At 64.3% G+C, this 16,359-nt stretch carries 17 protein-coding genes and 1 tRNA gene; 9 read left to right on the top strand and 9 right to left on the bottom strand.

The window, feature by feature from the left end; translation table 11 throughout:
• Nucleotides 1-280: 280 nt before the first annotated feature.
• The 5 genes from I6F16_RS25095 to I6F16_RS25075 form a co-directional block, all read right to left on the bottom strand.
• Nucleotides 281-1,267, bottom strand: a complete 987-nt coding sequence (locus I6F16_RS25095) for an NAD(P)-dependent oxidoreductase (RefSeq protein WP_225113166.1) — start codon at nucleotides 1,265-1,267, stop codon at nucleotides 281-283.
• Nucleotides 1,264-1,572, bottom strand: a complete 309-nt coding sequence (locus tag I6F16_RS25090; RefSeq protein WP_225113165.1) for a hypothetical protein — start codon at nucleotides 1,570-1,572, stop codon at nucleotides 1,264-1,266. The genes I6F16_RS25095 and I6F16_RS25090 overlap by 4 nt, the downstream gene beginning before the upstream one ends.
• Nucleotides 1,566-1,907, bottom strand: a complete 342-nt coding sequence (locus I6F16_RS25085) for a hypothetical protein (protein WP_225113164.1) — start codon at nucleotides 1,905-1,907, stop codon at nucleotides 1,566-1,568. The genes I6F16_RS25090 and I6F16_RS25085 overlap by 7 nt, the downstream gene beginning before the upstream one ends.
• Nucleotides 1,904-2,158 carry a hypothetical protein gene (locus tag I6F16_RS25080; protein WP_036003012.1) on the bottom strand — a complete coding sequence of 85 codons (255 nt, stop codon included), beginning with the start codon at nucleotides 2,156-2,158 and terminating at the stop codon, nucleotides 1,904-1,906. Before I6F16_RS25080 ends, I6F16_RS25085 begins: the two co-directional genes overlap by 4 nt.
• A gap of 272 nt (nucleotides 2,159-2,430) precedes the next feature.
• Nucleotides 2,431-2,505: transfer RNA gene (locus I6F16_RS25075), tRNA-Gly, on the bottom strand.
• 271 nt (nucleotides 2,506-2,776) lie between these two features.
• Here I6F16_RS25075 and trxA point away from each other — a divergent pair.
• Both trxA and I6F16_RS25065 read left to right on the top strand, forming a co-directional pair.
• Complete coding sequence (trxA, locus tag I6F16_RS25070) at nucleotides 2,777-3,700, top strand: thioredoxin (protein ID WP_025033093.1); 924 nt, start codon at nucleotides 2,777-2,779, stop codon at nucleotides 3,698-3,700.
• A 105-nt stretch (nucleotides 3,701-3,805) separates the two neighbouring features.
• The gene (locus tag I6F16_RS25065) at nucleotides 3,806-4,483 is read left to right on the top strand and encodes an LON peptidase substrate-binding domain-containing protein (RefSeq protein ID WP_036003016.1); all 678 of its coding nucleotides are present in this window, start codon (nucleotides 3,806-3,808) and stop codon (nucleotides 4,481-4,483) included.
• Between the two features lie 135 nt (nucleotides 4,484-4,618).
• Here I6F16_RS25065 and I6F16_RS25060 read toward each other — a convergent pair whose 3' ends face one another.
• Both I6F16_RS25060 and I6F16_RS25055 read right to left on the bottom strand, forming a co-directional pair.
• Nucleotides 4,619-7,120 carry an EAL domain-containing protein gene (locus tag I6F16_RS25060; RefSeq protein WP_225113162.1) on the bottom strand — a complete coding sequence of 834 codons (2,502 nt, stop codon included), beginning with the start codon at nucleotides 7,118-7,120 and terminating at the stop codon, nucleotides 4,619-4,621.
• 352 nt (nucleotides 7,121-7,472) lie between these two features.
• Complete coding sequence (locus tag I6F16_RS25055; RefSeq protein ID WP_036003036.1) at nucleotides 7,473-7,823, bottom strand: hypothetical protein; 351 nt, start codon at nucleotides 7,821-7,823, stop codon at nucleotides 7,473-7,475.
• A 91-nt stretch (nucleotides 7,824-7,914) separates the two neighbouring features.
• On the opposite strand from I6F16_RS25055, the gene I6F16_RS25050 reads away from it, so the two are divergent.
• Both I6F16_RS25050 and I6F16_RS25045 read left to right on the top strand, forming a co-directional pair.
• Nucleotides 7,915-8,445, top strand: coding sequence for a TetR/AcrR family transcriptional regulator (locus tag I6F16_RS25050; RefSeq protein ID WP_036024363.1), 531 nt, complete (start codon nucleotides 7,915-7,917; stop codon nucleotides 8,443-8,445).
• A gap of 57 nt (nucleotides 8,446-8,502) precedes the next feature.
• Complete coding sequence (locus tag I6F16_RS25045; protein WP_036003042.1) at nucleotides 8,503-8,700, top strand: Trm112 family protein; 198 nt, start codon at nucleotides 8,503-8,505, stop codon at nucleotides 8,698-8,700.
• Nucleotides 8,701-8,767: 67 nt separating this feature from the next.
• On the opposite strand, the gene I6F16_RS25040 is transcribed toward I6F16_RS25045, so the two are convergent.
• Entirely contained in the window at nucleotides 8,768-9,988 is a 1,221-nt protein-coding gene (locus I6F16_RS25040; RefSeq protein ID WP_036024268.1) for a ubiquinone biosynthesis hydroxylase, read from the bottom strand.
• Nucleotides 9,989-10,193: 205 nt separating this feature from the next.
• On the opposite strand from I6F16_RS25040, the gene tesB reads away from it, so the two are divergent.
• Nucleotides 10,194-11,057 (top strand): acyl-CoA thioesterase II, encoded by an 864-nt coding sequence (gene tesB, locus I6F16_RS25035; RefSeq protein WP_036003028.1) that lies wholly within the window; start codon nucleotides 10,194-10,196, stop codon nucleotides 11,055-11,057.
• 30 nt (nucleotides 11,058-11,087) lie between these two features.
• Here the strand turns inward: tesB and I6F16_RS25030 are convergent, their stop codons facing one another.
• The gene (locus tag I6F16_RS25030) at nucleotides 11,088-11,966 is read right to left on the bottom strand and encodes a DUF4339 domain-containing protein (protein WP_157285146.1); all 879 of its coding nucleotides are present in this window, start codon (nucleotides 11,964-11,966) and stop codon (nucleotides 11,088-11,090) included.
• Nucleotides 11,967-12,226: 260 nt separating this feature from the next.
• Between I6F16_RS25030 and I6F16_RS25025 the strand changes: the two genes are divergently transcribed.
• From I6F16_RS25025 to I6F16_RS25010, 4 genes are all read left to right on the top strand, one after another.
• Nucleotides 12,227-12,565, top strand: coding sequence for a P-II family nitrogen regulator (locus I6F16_RS25025; protein ID WP_008142802.1), 339 nt, complete (start codon nucleotides 12,227-12,229; stop codon nucleotides 12,563-12,565).
• A 136-nt stretch (nucleotides 12,566-12,701) separates the two neighbouring features.
• Entirely contained in the window at nucleotides 12,702-14,003 is a 1,302-nt protein-coding gene (locus I6F16_RS25020; RefSeq protein ID WP_225174076.1) for an ammonium transporter, read from the top strand.
• Between the two features lie 309 nt (nucleotides 14,004-14,312).
• Nucleotides 14,313-14,651, top strand: coding sequence for a P-II family nitrogen regulator (locus I6F16_RS25015; protein ID WP_008142813.1), 339 nt, complete (start codon nucleotides 14,313-14,315; stop codon nucleotides 14,649-14,651).
• 37 nt (nucleotides 14,652-14,688) lie between these two features.
• Nucleotides 14,689-16,137 (top strand): ammonium transporter, encoded by a 1,449-nt coding sequence (locus I6F16_RS25010; RefSeq protein WP_036003055.1) that lies wholly within the window; start codon nucleotides 14,689-14,691, stop codon nucleotides 16,135-16,137.
• Nucleotides 16,138-16,359: the final 222 nt, after the last annotated feature.

Raw genomic sequence — 16,359 nt, 5'->3', positions numbered from 1 at the left:
GTAGCACATCTGCCCATCGTGAGAAGCGCGCCGGATGCAGCGCGGCTGCGCGCAGCAAAAATTGAGACGGAATGTCAATGAACGGATGAACGCTGCGACGACCGCGCCTCGCGCTGCAACGCGGAATCAACAGCGCGCGCGCAACGTCGTCAGGCGGTCCGCCGGGGTGGGCATACAAAAGTGCGAAAACAACCCCATGCACAGTAGAACTGCGCAAGTTGATCCGCGCGCGGTGACGCCGGACAATCATTTGAAGCGTCGAGTAAAATAATCGCGGCGCTCACGGGGCCACGGGGTAGGGTCCGTCGTCGAACAGCGTGTCGTGGTAGCCTTTCGATCCGACCTCACGCGCCAGCGTGCTGCGGACGTCGCGGCCATCGCGCAGGCTGCGCAGCACATGCGCGAAGTCGAATTCGGGTCGCCAGCCGAGCTCCCGCCGCGCGCGCTCGTTGACATAGACCCGGTCAATCGCGGGGAAGAGCCGCCAGCCGCGCGCCGCATAGAGCTGCGCGCACTCCGGATAGAGCTCGCGCACGACGCCGGCGGCATCGCGCGCCAGCGCTCCGAGATGACGTTGCTCGAACGGGCTCGTCGCCGAGACGATGTAGCGGGCGAAGCCGATGCCGGGCGCACGCTCGACGGCGAGCAGATGCGCGCTCACTGCGTCCGCGATATCCAGCCGGCGGTAGAGCAGCTCGTTGGCCTGCGCGTTGTCCAGCGTGTAGGCCGATCGCATCGCCGGATCGTCGTCGTCCTCCGGAAAGAAGCGCGAGGTCCGCAGAACCACGATCGGTAGCGCGCGCTCGCGAAAGAACAGCTCGCAGAGGTTCTCGGCCATCAGCTTGGTCGTGCCGTAGATGTTCTTCGGCACCGATGGCAGCTCCTCGGTGACCCACACCGCCGCCTGTCCCGCCTCGGGCCGCAGCTGCGAGCCGAATGCGCTGGTGGTGCTGGTGAAGACAAAGCTCTTCACGCCGGCCGCGACTGCCGCCTCGAGCAGGTTCAGCGTTCCTGACACGTTGGTGTCGACAAAATCCTGCTTGGAATGGGTCGCCACATGCGGCTTGTGCAGCGTCGCGGTGTGGATCACGGCAGTGACGCCGTCCATCTGGCGCCGCACGAAGGCGGGATCGACGATGGAGCCAACGGCATCGGTGAAGGGGGAGGGCTTGAGATCGACGCCGCGGGCGGGCGACCCGCGCCCACGGAGCGTCCGCAGGACCGCCTCCCCGAGATGGCCAGCGCTACCGGTGACCAGGATTGTCATTGCAAGTCTCGCCCGCCGTTGCGCTTGGCTTTTTGCTCTTCGTATTGCGCCTGGAGCATTGGATTGCTCGTCTCGCCTGCGACTGTGTCTGTGTTGCCGCCGTCCAGGCCCGGCGCGGCCTTGATCCCGTCGGCGATGTTGCTCTCCGAGCCCTTGCGGATGAATGGCTTAAGGTAAGCATCAAGTTTGCCCTTGCCCGGCTCTTCGAGCTCCTGCGTCAGGGCTGCGAGATACTGAACTTTGTCCGTGGCGGCCCAATCGATGCTGATGCCTGCACGCCGCGCAAGTTCCGCATGGATCAGCATGATAGTGCGGCCATTGCCGTCCAGGAGTTGATAGCTTTGCGGATGTCATTGGGATGGGCGAAGATCACAGAGCCCTTCTTTACGAAGATGTGGGACGCGTTCGTATGACGGTCCTCTCCAGCCCAGGGGAACACTCCTTCAAAGAGCGTTTTGTGTGTTTGGAGGACATCGGCGTAGCTTAGGGAAGGCTGCGCTTTGAGATGATCCAAGGCTGCATCGATGCCGGTCAGAAAGGAGTTGTGCAGGAGGCGCTGAACGATTCCGGGATCTTTGGCCTTCGCGACGTTGCGCAAATAACCGCGCGTCGCAAAATCTCCAAACGGATCAAACGTCACAGACGGCTTTCGCGAAGATAGCGCGCTTGAAGACGCACCGCTTGGACACGATCCAAAATCCCGGCGCGCTGGAGTGCGACGATGGTATTCTCGATAGGATCGAAATTCACGTCATCGCCGGAGAGCCGCGTCACGTGATGGGCAAAGACATCGTTCGATGTCGCGATCACTGCCACGTTGTTAGCAGCCGCCAACCGCTGGATTACACCAGCGGTATACTGGGCCTTGGTGGCGGAGCGCTGAGCAGACATGGAAACTCCTCTCCCCAAATATAGTGAACCAAGGCCTGAGAATCCATTGAGTTGCTGCCTTCCCGGCGTCTTCACTTGCCCGTAAACTACCGAAAGACCTTCAAAATTGCTCCGGCCTCGGTTTGAGGCCGCTCTCGCAAGCGCGGACAGCAAATCGCCGTACGAGGCGGCTCATGCCCAACAACAGCTCGCGCTTGCCCTTTGGAGTCTTTGAGGCTCATACAATGCTCTCCGAGGTTGGAGAGCGCTTCCTAGGCCAGCCTAGGAAAAACTGGAGCGGGCGAAGGGGCTCGAACCCTCGACCCCGACCTTGGCAAGGTCGTGCTCTACCACTGAGCTACACCCGCATCCTGTGTCGGTCGCGTGACGCGCCGACAACGGCTGTCGTATGCCAAAAGCGGGAGGGGAATGCAACAGCTACAGGCGGCCTCAATTCGCAATTCGGACCCCGTATGGAGCCCGAAGCCGGCCAAATCGACCGGAAACGTCTCGGAACCGGCGAATCGGGGTGCCTGGATTGAAATTCGGCCCATTCGGCCCAATTTAGGAGCCGACCACAAGCATATGACGCGGCGGCGTGCTAAAGAGCCGCCATTCCAGACATGACGAGGGAATCCCGTGACGATCATCGACCAGGGTAACGGAGCGGCGGGCCCGGCTGCGGCCGACCTGATCAAGGACACCACCACCCAGACCTTCGTGAAGGACGTCATCGAGGAATCGAAGCGCCAGCCCGTGCTGATCGATTTCTGGGCGGAATGGTGCGGCCCCTGCAAGCAGCTCACCCCCGTCCTGGAGAAGGCGGTGAAGGCGGCCAAGGGCAAGGTCAAGCTGGTCAAGATGAACATCGACCATCATCCGGCGATCCCGGGCCAGATGGGCATCCAGTCGATCCCGGCCGTGATCGCCTTCGTCAACGGCCAGCCGGCCGACGGCTTCATGGGCGCGGTGCCGGAGAGCCAGGTCAACGCCTTCATCGAGCGGCTGACCAAGGGCGTCACCGCGCCGGGCGAGGTCAACGTCGCCGAGATCGTGCAGGAGGCCGACGCGGTGCTCGCCGAGGGCGACGCGGCGGCGGCGGCGCAGATCTATGCCGAGGCGCTGCAGCATGATTCCACCAACATCGCGGCGCTTGCGGGCCTTGCGAAGTGCTACGCCGTTTCCGGCGCGATGGAGCAGGCCAAGCAGACGCTGGCCATGGTGCCGGAATCCAAGCGCAACGACCCGGCCGTGAAGGCCGTGCAGACCGCAATCGATCTCGCCGAGCAGGCGAAATCGCTTGGACCGGTCGCCGAGCTGGAACAGAAAGTCGCCGCAAATCCGCTCGATCATCAGGCCCGGTTCGACCTCGCCACCGCGCTCAACGCCCAAGGCAACCGCGCGGCGGCGACCGAGCAGCTGCTCGAGATCATCAAGCGCGACCGCAAATGGAACGACGACGGCGCCCGCAAGCAGCTGGTGCAGTTCTTCGAGGCCTGGGGCGGCACGGATGATGCAACCGTCGAAGGCCGCAAACGTTTGTCGACGATCCTGTTTTCGTAACGGCCTTTTTTGAGCATGATCTGTTCGGAAAACCGCTCCACACTTTGCGCTAACGCGGTCCTTCGGATCCGGATCATGCGCTAGCAACGCCAGGGGACCGGGCAGATGCCGATCAACATCGAATATCGCGGGCCCGCCGACCTCCCGGAGATCATTCCGGTCTTCCCGCTGCCGGGCGCGCTGCTGCTGCCGCGCGGCCAGATGCCGCTCAACATCTTCGAGCCGCGCTACCTTTCGATGGTCGACGATTCCTTCCGCGACGGCCATCGCCTGATCGGCATGATCCAGCCCGACATCGCGCATTCGCGGAAGGATTCCGACAAGCCGGCGCTGTTCCGCGTCGGCTGCGTCGGCCGCATCACCCAGCTCGCCGAGTCCGGCGACGGCCGCTACATCCTCGAGCTCACCGGCGTTTCGCGCTTCAAGGTGGTCGAGGAGCTCGAGGTGCTCACCCCCTATCGGCAGTGCAAGGTGGACTTCTTCGCCTACGTCGACGATTTCACCGCGCGCCGCGGCGAGGAGGAGGTCGACCGCGAGGCGCTGCTGGCGGTGCTGGCGGACTTCCTGAAGGCCAACAACCTCAAGGTCGACTGGGAGGGCGTCGAGAGCGCGCCCAATGAAGCCCTCGTCAATGCGCTCGCGATGATGTCGCCCTACGGCCCCGCGGAAAAGCAGGCCATGCTGGAGGCGCCCGACCTGAAGACCCGCGCCGAGATCCTGATCGCCGTCACCGAGATGGACCTCGCCAAGAAGCGCACCAGCGGCGACCCGCCGCTGCAGTGATCGTCAAGCGACCCAAAGCGCGATGCGATTAGGATGAATCCTCATCGCGCTTTGGGTTTTTTGGTTTGAGCATGATCTTTTCGGAAACCGCTACACACTTTGCGCTGACGCGGCCCTTCGGGTCCGGATCATGCTCTATGCGGCAAACTCGCCGGCCTCGGCCTTTCGATCCGCAAGCCGTGCGATCGTCGAGGCTCGTATCGGCGGGCTGAGGTGGAAGCCCTGGGCCTCGACGCAGCCCTCCTGGCGCAGGATGTCCAGCTGCTCGGCGGTTTCGACGCCTTCGGCGGTGGACGTCTTACCGAGACTCGTGGCGAACTGGACCACGGCCCGCGCGATCCGATGGGGCTCCTCCATCGGACTGGACAGCTCGCTGACGAAGCTGCGATCGATCTTGATCTTATCGAAGGGAAACTTCTGCAGAAAGCTGAGCGACGAATAGCCGGTGCCGAAATCGTCGAGGGCAATCCGCACCCCGAGCTCGCGCAGCTGGCTGAGTGCTGCGAATACGGTCCCGCTGTCATGCATGATGACGGTTTCGGTGACCTCGAGCTCGAGCCGGTCTGAAGCAATCCCCGACGCCGCCAGTGCGCTCACGATCGTCGACACGAGCTCCTTGCTCCTGAATTGCGCTGGAGACAGGTTGATCGCGATCTTCAGGTCGGAACGCCATTTTGCCGCTTCGGCACAGGCGGTTCTCAACACCCATTCCCCCAGCGGCAGGATCAAGCCAGTTTCCTCCGCGACGGGAATGAATTCGCCGGGCGAGACCAGACCCCGCTCGGGGTGATGCCAACGCAGCAACGCCTCGAAGCCACAGGTCTCGCCGCTCTTCAAATTGACGAACGGCTGGTAGTGGAGCTCGAATTCGCTCCTCGCAAGCGCCTTCCGCAGATCCCGCTCCAGGTTGCGGCGCGCATGCAGGAGCCGGTCCAGCTCCGGCTCGAAGAAGCGGAATGCACCACGTCCGCCGCTCTTGGCCGAGTAGAGGGCAAGATCTGCGCTCCTGAGGATCGTGTCGGAATCGGCGCCGTCTCGGGGCGCAAGGGCGATCCCGATGCTGGTGCCGACAATGACCTGATGATCGCCGAGATCGAACGGCTCGCTGAGCGCGCCATGGATCGCCTCGGCGAGAGAGGCCGCGTCCGCAGCCGGATTGGTCACGTAGTCGACGATTGCGAATTCGTCGCCGCCCAGTCGGGCGACGAACGTCGTTTCCCTGATGCAATCCAGCAAGCGCGCCGCGACTGAGCGCAGCAGCAGGTCGCCCGCCGGATGTCCGAGCGTGTCGTTGACCTCCTTGAAGCGGTCGAGGTCGAGCAGGAGAACCGCCAGATGGAGATTTCCGCCACGCGTATCGGCAAGTGCAGGCTCCAGACGCGCCTTGAGCAGCACGCGGTTCGGCAGCTCGGTGAGCGCATCGTGTTCCGCCATGTAGGTGATCTTCGCTTCGGACCGGCGTTGCTCGGTGACATCCAGATGCGTAGCCACCCAGCCGCCGCCGGCCATCGGCTGCCGCGTCACGCAGATCAGCCGCCCATCGGCGAACGCATCGATGCGGCTCGAGACGGCATGGATCGGCAGTGCTTCGAGCCTGGCGATCTGCCGTTCGGCGGCGAAATCGCTGGCCTCGCCTTCGAGTATGCCGCTGGTGACGCGATGACGGATGATGTCGCGGTGCGGAGTTCCCGCACGCAGCAATTCCGGCGGCAGCCGGTACAAACGGGCGTAACGCTCGTTGCAGATGACGAGCCGCTTCCCGGCGTCGAACATGCAAAGGCCCTCGACCATATGGTTGATGGCCGTGTCCAGCCTCAGCTTCTGTTCCTTGAGCTCGTTCTGCGACCCTTCGAGCTGCTGCCGGGCTATGGAGAGCTGGCTGATGATCTCCTCGAACCTGGCGGTTCTGGTCGCCAGACGACGATCGGCCAGCACTCCGATCAGGCTCATGCCCAGCACGGACAATGCGACGCCGGCGATGGCGAGCGCGAGGAAGGCCGGAGACAGCGAAAGCGTATCGGTCGCGAGCGCCGGATCCGGTGTGATCTGCACGGCGCCCATGGCCGTGAAGTGATGCGACACGATGGCGAGCGTCAGCAGGGTGGCGGCTGCCAGCGTGCCGCTATAACCCTGACGGGTGAGCGCTGCCGCCAGCGCAGCGTAGCCAAAACACATGCCCAGAACGATGGAGAGGAGCACGAGGTCTACGGACCAGGAGACTCGGCCCGGCACTTCGAGCGCCCACATTCCGAGATAGTGCATGCTGGCAATGCCGCCACCGATGATGACGCCGCCAGCCGCCGCGCGCCAGCGGCCGGACGTGACGACCGCGACGCCGAAGCCGACCGAGGTCAGCAGCATTGCCGCCGCGAGAGAGGACGCCGTCAACACGATGCCGTAGCCCGTCGTGACCCCGGGCTCGTAGGCGAGCATCGCGACGAAATGCGTAGCCCAAATGCCGTATCCGATGGCCGCGCCGGCAATGGCGATCCAGATCCACCGGGTTCTCCCGCGCGTTGCGATCGCGCGGTGGAAGATGCTGACCGCGACGATGCTGGCAACGAAGCAGACCAGAGCAGCGAGCACGACGAGCCGCCAATCGTGTTCGGCCGTAAGGCAGGAGAAAACGCGGAACATTCAGTTTCGCCCCATCGTCGATATTGTTGATGTTTGTCGATGCTGGACCGGCTAATCGCCCTTCGCGTTAATTTTGTGCCGCGCCTGATCGCATGCTTAGCGGCTTGCCAACACCGTCCGTAAAATTTGATCTGTGGGGCTAACACGGTCCGCGCGCCGGTCGCGCCGGAAGCCCGCTGCGCGCGTTTGCGGATGACTGGAGATGGACGCGGATGCGCTTGCGTCCGGTGATCATCGCGCTGCAGGAGTCCCATCAGCGCCACGCCAGCAACGTGGAGCACGAAAGGGACGAGACGGCATCCGAAGAATGCCTGGTCGATCGGTAACGGATCTGGTCCGCTTTAGATGAGTTCTAGTACCCGGCAACCGACATCACGACGACCGCACTGAGCGCCATCCAGCCGAAATGCCGGCCCCGCGTCGCCCAGGCGTTGGCGAGGGCGGAGCAGCCGAACACGCAGGCCATGGTCGCGACGATCCAGTGACGAGCCGGCTCCGATTGCATCCACGGCGCCGCGATCAGCAGCACGCCACCGCCGATCCAGGCCACGGTCGAGGCCTGCCACACCAGCCGGATCAAGGTGCGGAGGCGCTCCGGCTCGATGCGCGCGCGGGCGAAGACCTTGGCTTCGCCGAGGTAGCCGTGAACGAGCGCAACGGCGATGGTCACGACGCCCGCACACTGGAGCAGCAGATCCCGCATCGACGCCTCCATACACTCATGTATGTTTCGATAGCGTCTGGCCAAGCGCTTGTCAATACACTAGTGTATGGTGCGCTTTTCGGGAAACGACATGAACCAACAGCTCTCCGCTGACGATTGGACTGGCCAGGGCCTCAAGGCCCTGGCCAAGAGCGGCTTCACGGCCTTGAAGGCCGAGCCGCTCGCCAAGGCCATGGGCGTATCGCGCGGCAGCTTCTATTGGCATTTCGCCGATCTCGCCGCGTTTCACGCCGCGGTGCTGAAGCGCTGGCGCGAGATCGCGGCCGAGCGGATCATCGCCGACGTCGAAGCCGCCGGCGACGAGCCGGTCAAGATGCTGCTGCGGAGATCCTTCGGCGCGCGGCTCGACCTCGAACGCGCGGTGCGCAATTGGGCGGCGTTCGATGCGAGCGCGCAAGGGGCGGTGCGTGCCATCGATCGCCGCAGGCTCGATTATATCGAGGAGCTGCTGCAGAAGCGGGGACTCGCCCCGGCAACGGCGCAGGCCCGCGCGCAGATCCTGTACTGGACATTTCTCGGTTTCGCCCTGTCAGGCCCGTCAATCCCGGCCGCGCGGCTGCGGACCATGCTCGACGAGCTCCTGGCGATGGTCTCCGCCTAAAGCGCGATGGCGGGCGCGAATTTCTATGCTAAAGGCAAGCAAGTGCCGGAGACTTCCATGAACGCGCCCACCGAACGTCCCGAAGCCAGCGTCGATCCAAAATTGCTGGAGATCCTGGTCTGCCCGCTGACAAAGGGCCCGCTGGAATTCGATGCTGAGCGGCAGGAGCTGATCTCGCGCAGCGCCAAGCTCGCTTATCCCATTCGCGACGGCATCCCGATCATGCTGCCGGAAGAGGCGCGCAAGATCGATTGATAACAGCGAGTGGGGAGTGGCGAATGGCGAATGGGTCCACTCGCCACTCGATACTCACCATTCGCCCTTACAACGCCTCGCCCTTCAACAGCCGCGGCACCTCGCCGGTGAGGCCTGCGGCCTGGCGGATGAAGAGGTTCTTCAGCGGCGGGGCGCGGTCGACGAGGCCGAGGCCGATGTCGCGCACCGTGCGCAACAGCGTCGACTGGTTGGAGAACAGGAAGTTCAGCGAGTTGGTGGCGACGCCCATCGCCATGGTGTCGAACCGGCGCCAGCGCTGGTAGCGTTCGAGCACGTCCGCCCCGCCGATATCCAGGCCGAGCCGCGCGGCATCGACCACCACTTCCGCCAGCGCAGCGACGTCCTTCAGGCCCATGTTGAGACCCTGGCCCGCGATGGGGTGGATGACATGGGCGGCGTCGCCGACCAGCGCGAGGCGCTCGGCGATGAAGGACCGCGCGACGAAATAAGACAGCGGAAACGCCCGCGGCTTGTCGAGCACCTTGACCTCGCCGAGATGCAGGCCGAAGCGCTGCTCGAGCTCGGCGTGGAATTCCTCGTCGCTGAGGGCGATGATGCGCGCGGCCTCAGTGCGGCGCTCGGTCCACACCAGCGAGGAGCGTTTGCCGGTGAGCGGCAGGATCGCGAACGGGCCGGCCGGCAGGAAGTGTTCCTCGGCGCGGCCCTCGTGATCGCGCTCGTGGCCGACGGTGACGACGATGCCGGACTGATCGTACTCCCAGCCATGAGTGACGATGCCGGCGCGCTCGCGCAGCTTCGACCGCGCGCCATCGGCGGCGACCAAGAGGCCCGCCGCGATCACGCTGCCGTCGCCGAGCGTCACCTCGATGCCGTCGGTGCGCGCATCGTAGGAGGCGACCGGGGTGGCGCGAAGATCGATGCCGTCGGCCTCGGCGCGCACCACCAGCGCGTCGATCAGGCGGCGGTTCTCGATCATATGCGCGAAGGGCTCGCCCGGCGCGACGTCGCCGGCGAAGTTCAGGAACACCGGGCGGGTGGCGTCCTCGAGCTTGGAATCGGTGACGACCATGTCGAGGATCGGCTGGGCCTCGCCCCGGACGTCGTCCCAGGCGCCGATCGTCTCGAACAGGCGGCGGCAGGCGGCGACGATCGCGGTGGCGCGGGGGTCGCGGCTCGGCCGCGTGCCGAGCGCGGGATCGGCGACGATGATTGGGATCTCGGGCCCGAGCCCCTGGCGTAGCGCCAAGGCCAGCGCAAGGCCGGCAAACGCGCCGCCACCGATGACAATGCTACCCTGTACCGACATACCAAAGCTTCCCGGACAATTCTCGGTCTTGCTAGCAGACTTGAGCTGGGCGAAACAGTGCGGTGAAACGAGGACCGCTAGCCCTTCGTTCCGTCATTCCGGGGCGCGCAACGCGCGTACCCGGAATCCGGAGGTTTATCAGCTCGAGATTTTCGGGTTCGCACCGCGTGCGCCCCGGAATGAGGCATCACTGGAAAGCACCATCATGTCCAAAGGACTGATCGACCTCATCGGGATCCTCGACCTCGAGCAGCTCGAGGTGAACCTGTTCCGCGGCAACAGCCCGAAGACGAGCTGGCAGCGGGTGTTCGGCGGCCAGGTGATCGGGCAGGCGATGGTCGCGGCCTGCCGCACCGTGGAGGGCCGGCTGCCGCATTCGCTGCATTGCTATTTCATCCTGCCGGGCGATCCGCAGATCCCGATCATCTATCAGGTCGAGCGCCTGCGCGACGGCAAAAGCTACTCGACCCGCCGCGTCACCGCGATCCAGCACGGCAACGCGATCTTCTCGATCATGGTCTCGTTCCACGCCGAGGAGGAGACTGCGTTCGACCACCAGGACAAGATGCCGGACGTGCCCCCGCCGGAAAAGCTCACGGCGGAGGAGGTGGCGAAGCAGCCGATGTTCAAGGAGATGCCGGACTTCATCCGCCGGTATTACGAATCCGATCGGCCGATCGAGCTGCGCCCGGTCGAGCTCGGCCGTTATTTCGGCCAGAAGATCGACGACGGCCGCATCCACGTCTGGATCAAGACCGCCGCCAAGCTGCCCGACGATCCGGCGCTGCACATGTGCGCGCTCGCTTACGCCTCGGACTTCTCGCTGCTCGATGCGATCATGGCGCGCTATGGCCGCACGCTGTTCGACAAGCGCATGATGCCGGCGAGTCTCGACCACGCGATGTGGTTCCATCGCCCGTTCCGCGCCGACGAATGGCTGCTCTACGCGCAGGATTCGCCGAGCGCGCAATCGGGACGGGGGCTGACCCGCGGCTCGATCTTCAAGCCGGACGGCACGCTGGTCGCCTCCGTCGCGCAGGAAGGCTCGGTGCGCGAACGGAAGGCCTGATCGCTTCAAGCAGCGCCTGAAGCGTTCGGATCATGCCCCGAGCGAGCCGCGCGGCGCGAGCTCGGTCTGCGAGGCGAACCAGTTCATGATCCAGCGGTACACCCACGGGATCGGGATGATGAAGCACATCAGGATGGCGGCCACGATGCCGCGCCAGAGGATATCGAGGCCGCTGCCCTTGAAGACGATCTCGCGCCGGGTGCCCTCGACGTTGCGGCAGAACCAGCGCATCTGAGCCGCGGCCACCCAGGCCCAGCCGATGATGGTGATGATGGAAATCGCGAACAGCAGATTCCAGCCGATATAGGCCCAGACCGAACCGGTGAAGCTGAGGCCCAGCGGCTGCCCGTTGGAGGCGAGGTTCGCGACCATCCATTTGATCAGCAGCCAGTAGAGCACGATCTGCACGATGAACAGCAGGTTGCTCAATATCTCGCTGCCGACGAAGCCAAGCGCGATGGCGAGAACGATGAAGCCGAAATACCACGGCACCAACGTCATCGCATTGCCGGTGAAGCTGAGGTTCGGCCGCCCGGGGACGTTCACGCAGGAGACGATCCATCTGGTGTACCAGACGAAGGCCCAAGGCGCCGGGATGACGAAGATCATTCCGATCAGCAGGACGATGCTGCGCCAGGTGAATTCGAGGATGCTGAAATCGACCGAGAGCGATCCACCGCTTGCATAGCCGGCAGCGCCGCCATAGCCACTTCCGCCCGTCGGGACCATCGGCGGCGCACCGCCGCCGATCAGGCCGGGAATTTCGGCGGCCTTCTGCCAGCCGGCCATGCCCTCGGTCCAGACCAAGGTGTCCGGACGCACGACGCCCTGGGCAACGAGGTCGCGGAATTGCCCTTCCGGAAAGGGCCCCTGCTGCTTACCCTCGGATGCGTAGAACCAACTCGCCATGGAACGTCCCCCTCGAACTTAGGTGTGTACCGGCCGGGACGCTTCGGTTCACGCCTGGGTTCACCGCATCCATGCCAAAAATGCATTGTGAATGATGAACAGCTGCCCTGTACAGAGGCGGCCGTTCACATGACCGCCCTTGGCCAAACGTTTTTCCGCTTCAATCTGCAACTTTTTTGTGCCATTTGCCTGGAAAGATGCCAGATTGACGCAGCGCCGGGGACATACGGCGCGGCGCATCCCGGGGAATAGGCCTGACCATGAAACTCGTCGTCGCGATCATCAAACCCTTCAAGCTCGATGAGGTCCGCCAGGCCCTAACGGCGATCGGCGTGCACGGCATGACCGTGACCGAGGTGAAAGGCTATGGCCGGCAGAAGGGCCACACCGAGATCTATCGCGGCGCCGAATATGTCGTGAACTTCCTGCCGAAGCTGCGCATCGAGATCGCGGTCGCTTCCGACGTCGCCGACAAGGCGGTCGCCGTGATCACCGCGACGGCGCGCACCGGCCAGATCGGCGACGGCAAGATCTTCGTCACGCCGATCGACCACGCGCTGCGCATCCGCACCGGCGAGACCGACAGCGACGCGCTCTGACTTTTTGTTTTGACGCGTTTTCTTGTCACGCGAACCGGTATCCACTTCGCTCGAAAACGCTTTGACACGACTGCTTCGATCGCACCGGGCAAATACGCCATGATGTGCGACGCCAATTGATGCCGGGGGGAACGATATGGCGGGATTGTCGCGCCGCGCAGCTGCCAAGGCTGCGCCAATCGGATTTGTGTCCGTCCTAGCTGCGCCGGCGCACGCGGCGGCAAACGAGATCAGCACCGCCGACACCGCCTGGATGATCGTCGCGACAGCGCTGGTGCTGATGATGACGATCCCGGGGCTTGCGCTGTTCTATTCCGGCATGGTGCGCAAGAAGAACGTGCTCGCCACCATGGCGCAGAGCCTGGCCGCGGTGATGTTGATCTCAATCCTCTGGGTGGCGTTCGGCTACTCGCTGTGCTTCGTCGGCGACGGCCCCTGGATCGGCACGCTCGATCGCTGGTTTCTCGCCGGCATGACCATGGACAGCGTCAACCCCGCGGCGAAGACGATCCCGGAATCGCTGTTCATGCTGTACCAGATGACGTTTGCCGTCATCACGGTGGCGCTGGTCGCGGGCTCGGTCGCCGACCGCATGCGGTTCTCCGCCTATCTCCTGTTCTCGGTCGCCTGGTTCATCTTCGTCTACATTCCGCTGGCGCATTGGGTGTGGGGCGGCGGCTTCCTCGCCAGCATGGGCGTGCTCGATTTCGCCGGCGGTCTCGTCGTGCATCTGTCCGCCGGCACCGGCGGCCTCGTTGCAGCCAAGGTGATGGGACGCCGTCACGGCTACGGCACCGAGAATCTCTCGCCGTTCGATCTGTCGCTCGCAGTGATGGGCACCGGCCTGTTGTGGGTCGGCTGGTTCGGCTTCAACGGCGGCTCAGCGCTCGGAGCGAACTCACGCGCGGTGATGGCGATCATCGCGACCCATCTGGCCGCCTGCGCGGGCGCGCTGACCTGGGGCGCGATCGAATGGGCGACGCGGCGCAAGCCCTCGGTGCTCGGCATGATCTCCGGCGCGGTCGCAGGTCTCGGCACCATCACGCCGGCCTCGGGCTTCGTCGCGCCATGGCACGGCATCGTCATCGGCATCATTGCCGGTGCACTCTGCTACTGGGCCTGTACCTGGCTGAAGCACCGCTTCGACTACGACGATTCGCTCGACGTCTTCGGCGTCCACGGCATCGGCGGCCTGACCGGCACCCTGCTCGGCGGCGTGTTCGCCACCAGCGCCATCGGCGGCACCGCCGGCCTGCTGGAGGGCCATCCGCAGCAGCTCCTGATCCAGTTCTATGGGGTCGCCGTGACCTTCGTCTGGTCGGCGGGCGTCAGCTTCATCCTGCTCAAGCTGGTCGGCCTGTTCGTGCCCTTGCGCGTATCCCGTGAGCACGAGCTGGAGGGTCTGGATATTTCGCAGCACGGTGAAGCCCTGCAGTAGGCGCCGACGCTACGTAAATACCGCCTCGCTGCCCGACACGTGAGCAACATTGTGTCGGGAGCCTGTCTTGCCCTTATTTTCAGCAGGCGTGACCACGTTTTGAGCGCGACGTAATAGCGCACTGCATCGCAGCACCCGCCAAAGGCGAAAACCCCCGTCTTCATAGTCCGTTAGGCAATCCGCCTGATCTGGCACGGCATTTGATTCTAGGGGTCCGGCTGTGCCCGCGTAGTGAAACTTCTCCCTCGTGGCGAACCAGTCGAGAACGCCCGGCCACGTCCGGACCGGGCCCAAGCGGGGATAGGACCCATGAAAATTGTTATGGCGATCATCAAGCCATTCAAGCTTGAAGAAGTCCGTGACGCCCTGACCGCCATCGGCGTTCACGGTCTCACGGTGACGGAAGTCAAGGGGTATGGCCGCCAGAAGGGCCATACGGAAATCTATCGCGGCGCCGAATATGCCGTGAGCTTCCTGCCCAAGATCAAGATCGAGGTCGCTGTCGCCTCCGACCAGGTCGACAAGACCATCGATGCCATCACGTCCGCGGCGAAAACCGGACAGATCGGCGACGGCAAGATCTTCGTCATCAACCTCGACCACGCGGTGCGTATCCGCACCGGCGAGGCCGATGCCGCGGCCCTCTGATTTCGCGCTCAACCTTATCCAAGCAGGAGTAAACAATATGACGTTCAAGCGTCCCTATGGCGCGGGACTGGCGGCTCTCGCAGTCGGCCTGTTCGCTGCGACCGCAGCCTACGCCGAGCCAACGGTCAACAAGGGAGACAACGCCTGGATGCTGACATCGACAGTGCTGGTGCTGTTGATGACGATCCCCGGCCTCGCGCTGTTCTACGGCGGTCTGGTTCGTTCCAAGAACATGCTCTCGGTCCTGATGCAGGTGTTCTACACCGTCTGCGTCGTCTGCGTGATCTGGGCCGTATACGGCTACAGCCTCACCTTCACCGGCGGCTCCGACTTCATTGGCGGCTTCTCCAAGGCCTTCATGATGGGCGTCACCACCGACACGAAGGCCGCGACCTTCTCGGTCGACGCCAACATCTCGGAGCTGATTTACGTCTGCTTCCAGATGACCTTCGCGGCGATCACGCCCGCTCTCATCGTCGGCGCCTTCGCCGAGCGCATGAAGTTCGCGGCGATCGCGCTGTTCGTTCCGCTCTGGGTGACGCTGGTCTATTTCCCGATCGCGCACATGGTCTGGTACTGGCAGGGTCCGGACCTGATCCAGGATGCGGCCAAAGCGTTGGCTGCCGCTACTGACGCGGCGGCGAAGACCGCGGCCCAGGCCAAGCTCGACGAGCTCAACGCCGATGCCGGCTGGATCTTCAAGATGGGCGCGATCGACTTCGCGGGCGGCACCGTGGTGCACATCAACGCCGGTATCGCGGGCCTCGTCGGCGCTCTCCTGATCGGCAAGCGCGTCGGCTACGGCAAGGAGCTGATGGCCCCGCACTCGCTGACCATGTCGATGATCGGCGCCTCGCTGCTCTGGGTCGGCTGGTTCGGCTTCAATGCCGGTTCCAACCTCGAGGCCAGCGGCGGCGCTGCGCTCGCCATGACCAACTCCTTCGTCGCCACCGCAGCCGCCGCGCTGTCGTGGATGTTCGCGGAGTGGATCATCAAGGGTCATCCCTCCGTGCTCGGCGTGATCTCAGGCGCCGTCGCGGGCCTCGTGGCCGTCACGCCCGCCGCCGGCTTCTCCGGCGTCATGGGAGCGATCGTCCTCGGCCTCGTCGTCGGCGTGGTCTGCCTGTTCTTCTGCACCGTGGTGAAGAACGCGCTCGGCTACGACGACTCGCTCGACGTGTTCGGCGTGCACTGCATCGGCGGCATCGTCGGCGCCATCGGCACCGGCATTCTGGTCAACCCCGCGCTCGGCGGCGCCGGCATCATCGACTATTCGGCGATCCCGCCGAAGGTCGCCGATTACGACTTCGCCACGCAGATGCTCGCCCAGATCAAGGCCGTCTGCACCACGCTGGTGTGGTCGGGCGTCGGCTCGGCGATCCTCTTCAAGGTTGTCGATGTGATCGTCGGCCTCCGCGCCAATGTCGAGAGCGAGCGTGAAGGCCTCGACATCACCGAGCACACCGAGCGCGCCTACAACATGTGACCCTCTCCTCCCGGGCGCGGTCTCTTCGGGGACCGCGTCCACAACTACGGTTCGGGCACATACCCGGCAATGCCCTGACCGTTGAGGGGCTCCAGCGCAAGCTGGAGCCCCTTTCTTTTGATGGCTCCGCCTGCAGGCACCTCCGGGGGAGGGGGACCGTCCATGCACGCCGCTGTCTCCGGCCCCATTATTCCCGCTCTGGACGCGGGCGGCGGCCGATGG

Source organism: Bradyrhizobium sp. IC4060 (genome assembly GCF_020193715.1).
GTDB classification, from domain to species: Bacteria; Pseudomonadota; Alphaproteobacteria; order Rhizobiales; family Xanthobacteraceae; genus Bradyrhizobium; species Bradyrhizobium yuanmingense.
Note: the sequence above shows the minus strand (reverse complement) of the source record. Positions and strands in the feature narration are given on the sequence as shown.

What these genes read in the sequence shown, in the direction of transcription:
- I6F16_RS25095 (WP_225113166.1), bottom strand. Translation starts at nt 1,267, where the DNA reads ATGACAATCCTGGTCACCGGTAGCGCTGGCCATCTCGGGGAGGCGGTC.
- I6F16_RS25090 (WP_225113165.1), bottom strand. Translation starts at nt 1,572, where the DNA reads ATGCTGATCCATGCGGAACTTGCGCGGCGTGCAGGCATCAGCATCGAT.
- I6F16_RS25080 (WP_036003012.1), bottom strand. Translation starts at nt 2,158, where the DNA reads ATGTCTGCTCAGCGCTCCGCCACCAAGGCCCAGTATACCGCTGGTGTA.
- I6F16_RS25065 (WP_036003016.1), top strand. Translation starts at nt 3,806, where the DNA reads ATGCCGATCAACATCGAATATCGCGGGCCCGCCGACCTCCCGGAGATC.
- I6F16_RS25060 (WP_225113162.1), bottom strand. Translation starts at nt 7,120, where the DNA reads ATGTTCCGCGTTTTCTCCTGCCTTACGGCCGAACACGATTGGCGGCTC.
- I6F16_RS25055 (WP_036003036.1), bottom strand. Translation starts at nt 7,823, where the DNA reads ATGCGGGATCTGCTGCTCCAGTGTGCGGGCGTCGTGACCATCGCCGTT.
- I6F16_RS25050 (WP_036024363.1), top strand. Translation starts at nt 7,915, where the DNA reads ATGAACCAACAGCTCTCCGCTGACGATTGGACTGGCCAGGGCCTCAAG.
- I6F16_RS25045 (WP_036003042.1), top strand. Translation starts at nt 8,503, where the DNA reads ATGAACGCGCCCACCGAACGTCCCGAAGCCAGCGTCGATCCAAAATTG.
- I6F16_RS25040 (WP_036024268.1), bottom strand. Translation starts at nt 9,988, where the DNA reads ATGTCGGTACAGGGTAGCATTGTCATCGGTGGCGGCGCGTTTGCCGGC.
- tesB (WP_036003028.1), top strand. Translation starts at nt 10,194, where the DNA reads ATGTCCAAAGGACTGATCGACCTCATCGGGATCCTCGACCTCGAGCAG.
- I6F16_RS25030 (WP_157285146.1), bottom strand. Translation starts at nt 11,966, where the DNA reads ATGGCGAGTTGGTTCTACGCATCCGAGGGTAAGCAGCAGGGGCCCTTT.
- I6F16_RS25025 (WP_008142802.1), top strand. Translation starts at nt 12,227, where the DNA reads ATGAAACTCGTCGTCGCGATCATCAAACCCTTCAAGCTCGATGAGGTC.
- I6F16_RS25020 (WP_225174076.1), top strand. Translation starts at nt 12,702, where the DNA reads ATGGCGGGATTGTCGCGCCGCGCAGCTGCCAAGGCTGCGCCAATCGGA.
- I6F16_RS25015 (WP_008142813.1), top strand. Translation starts at nt 14,313, where the DNA reads ATGAAAATTGTTATGGCGATCATCAAGCCATTCAAGCTTGAAGAAGTC.
- I6F16_RS25010 (WP_036003055.1), top strand. Translation starts at nt 14,689, where the DNA reads ATGACGTTCAAGCGTCCCTATGGCGCGGGACTGGCGGCTCTCGCAGTC.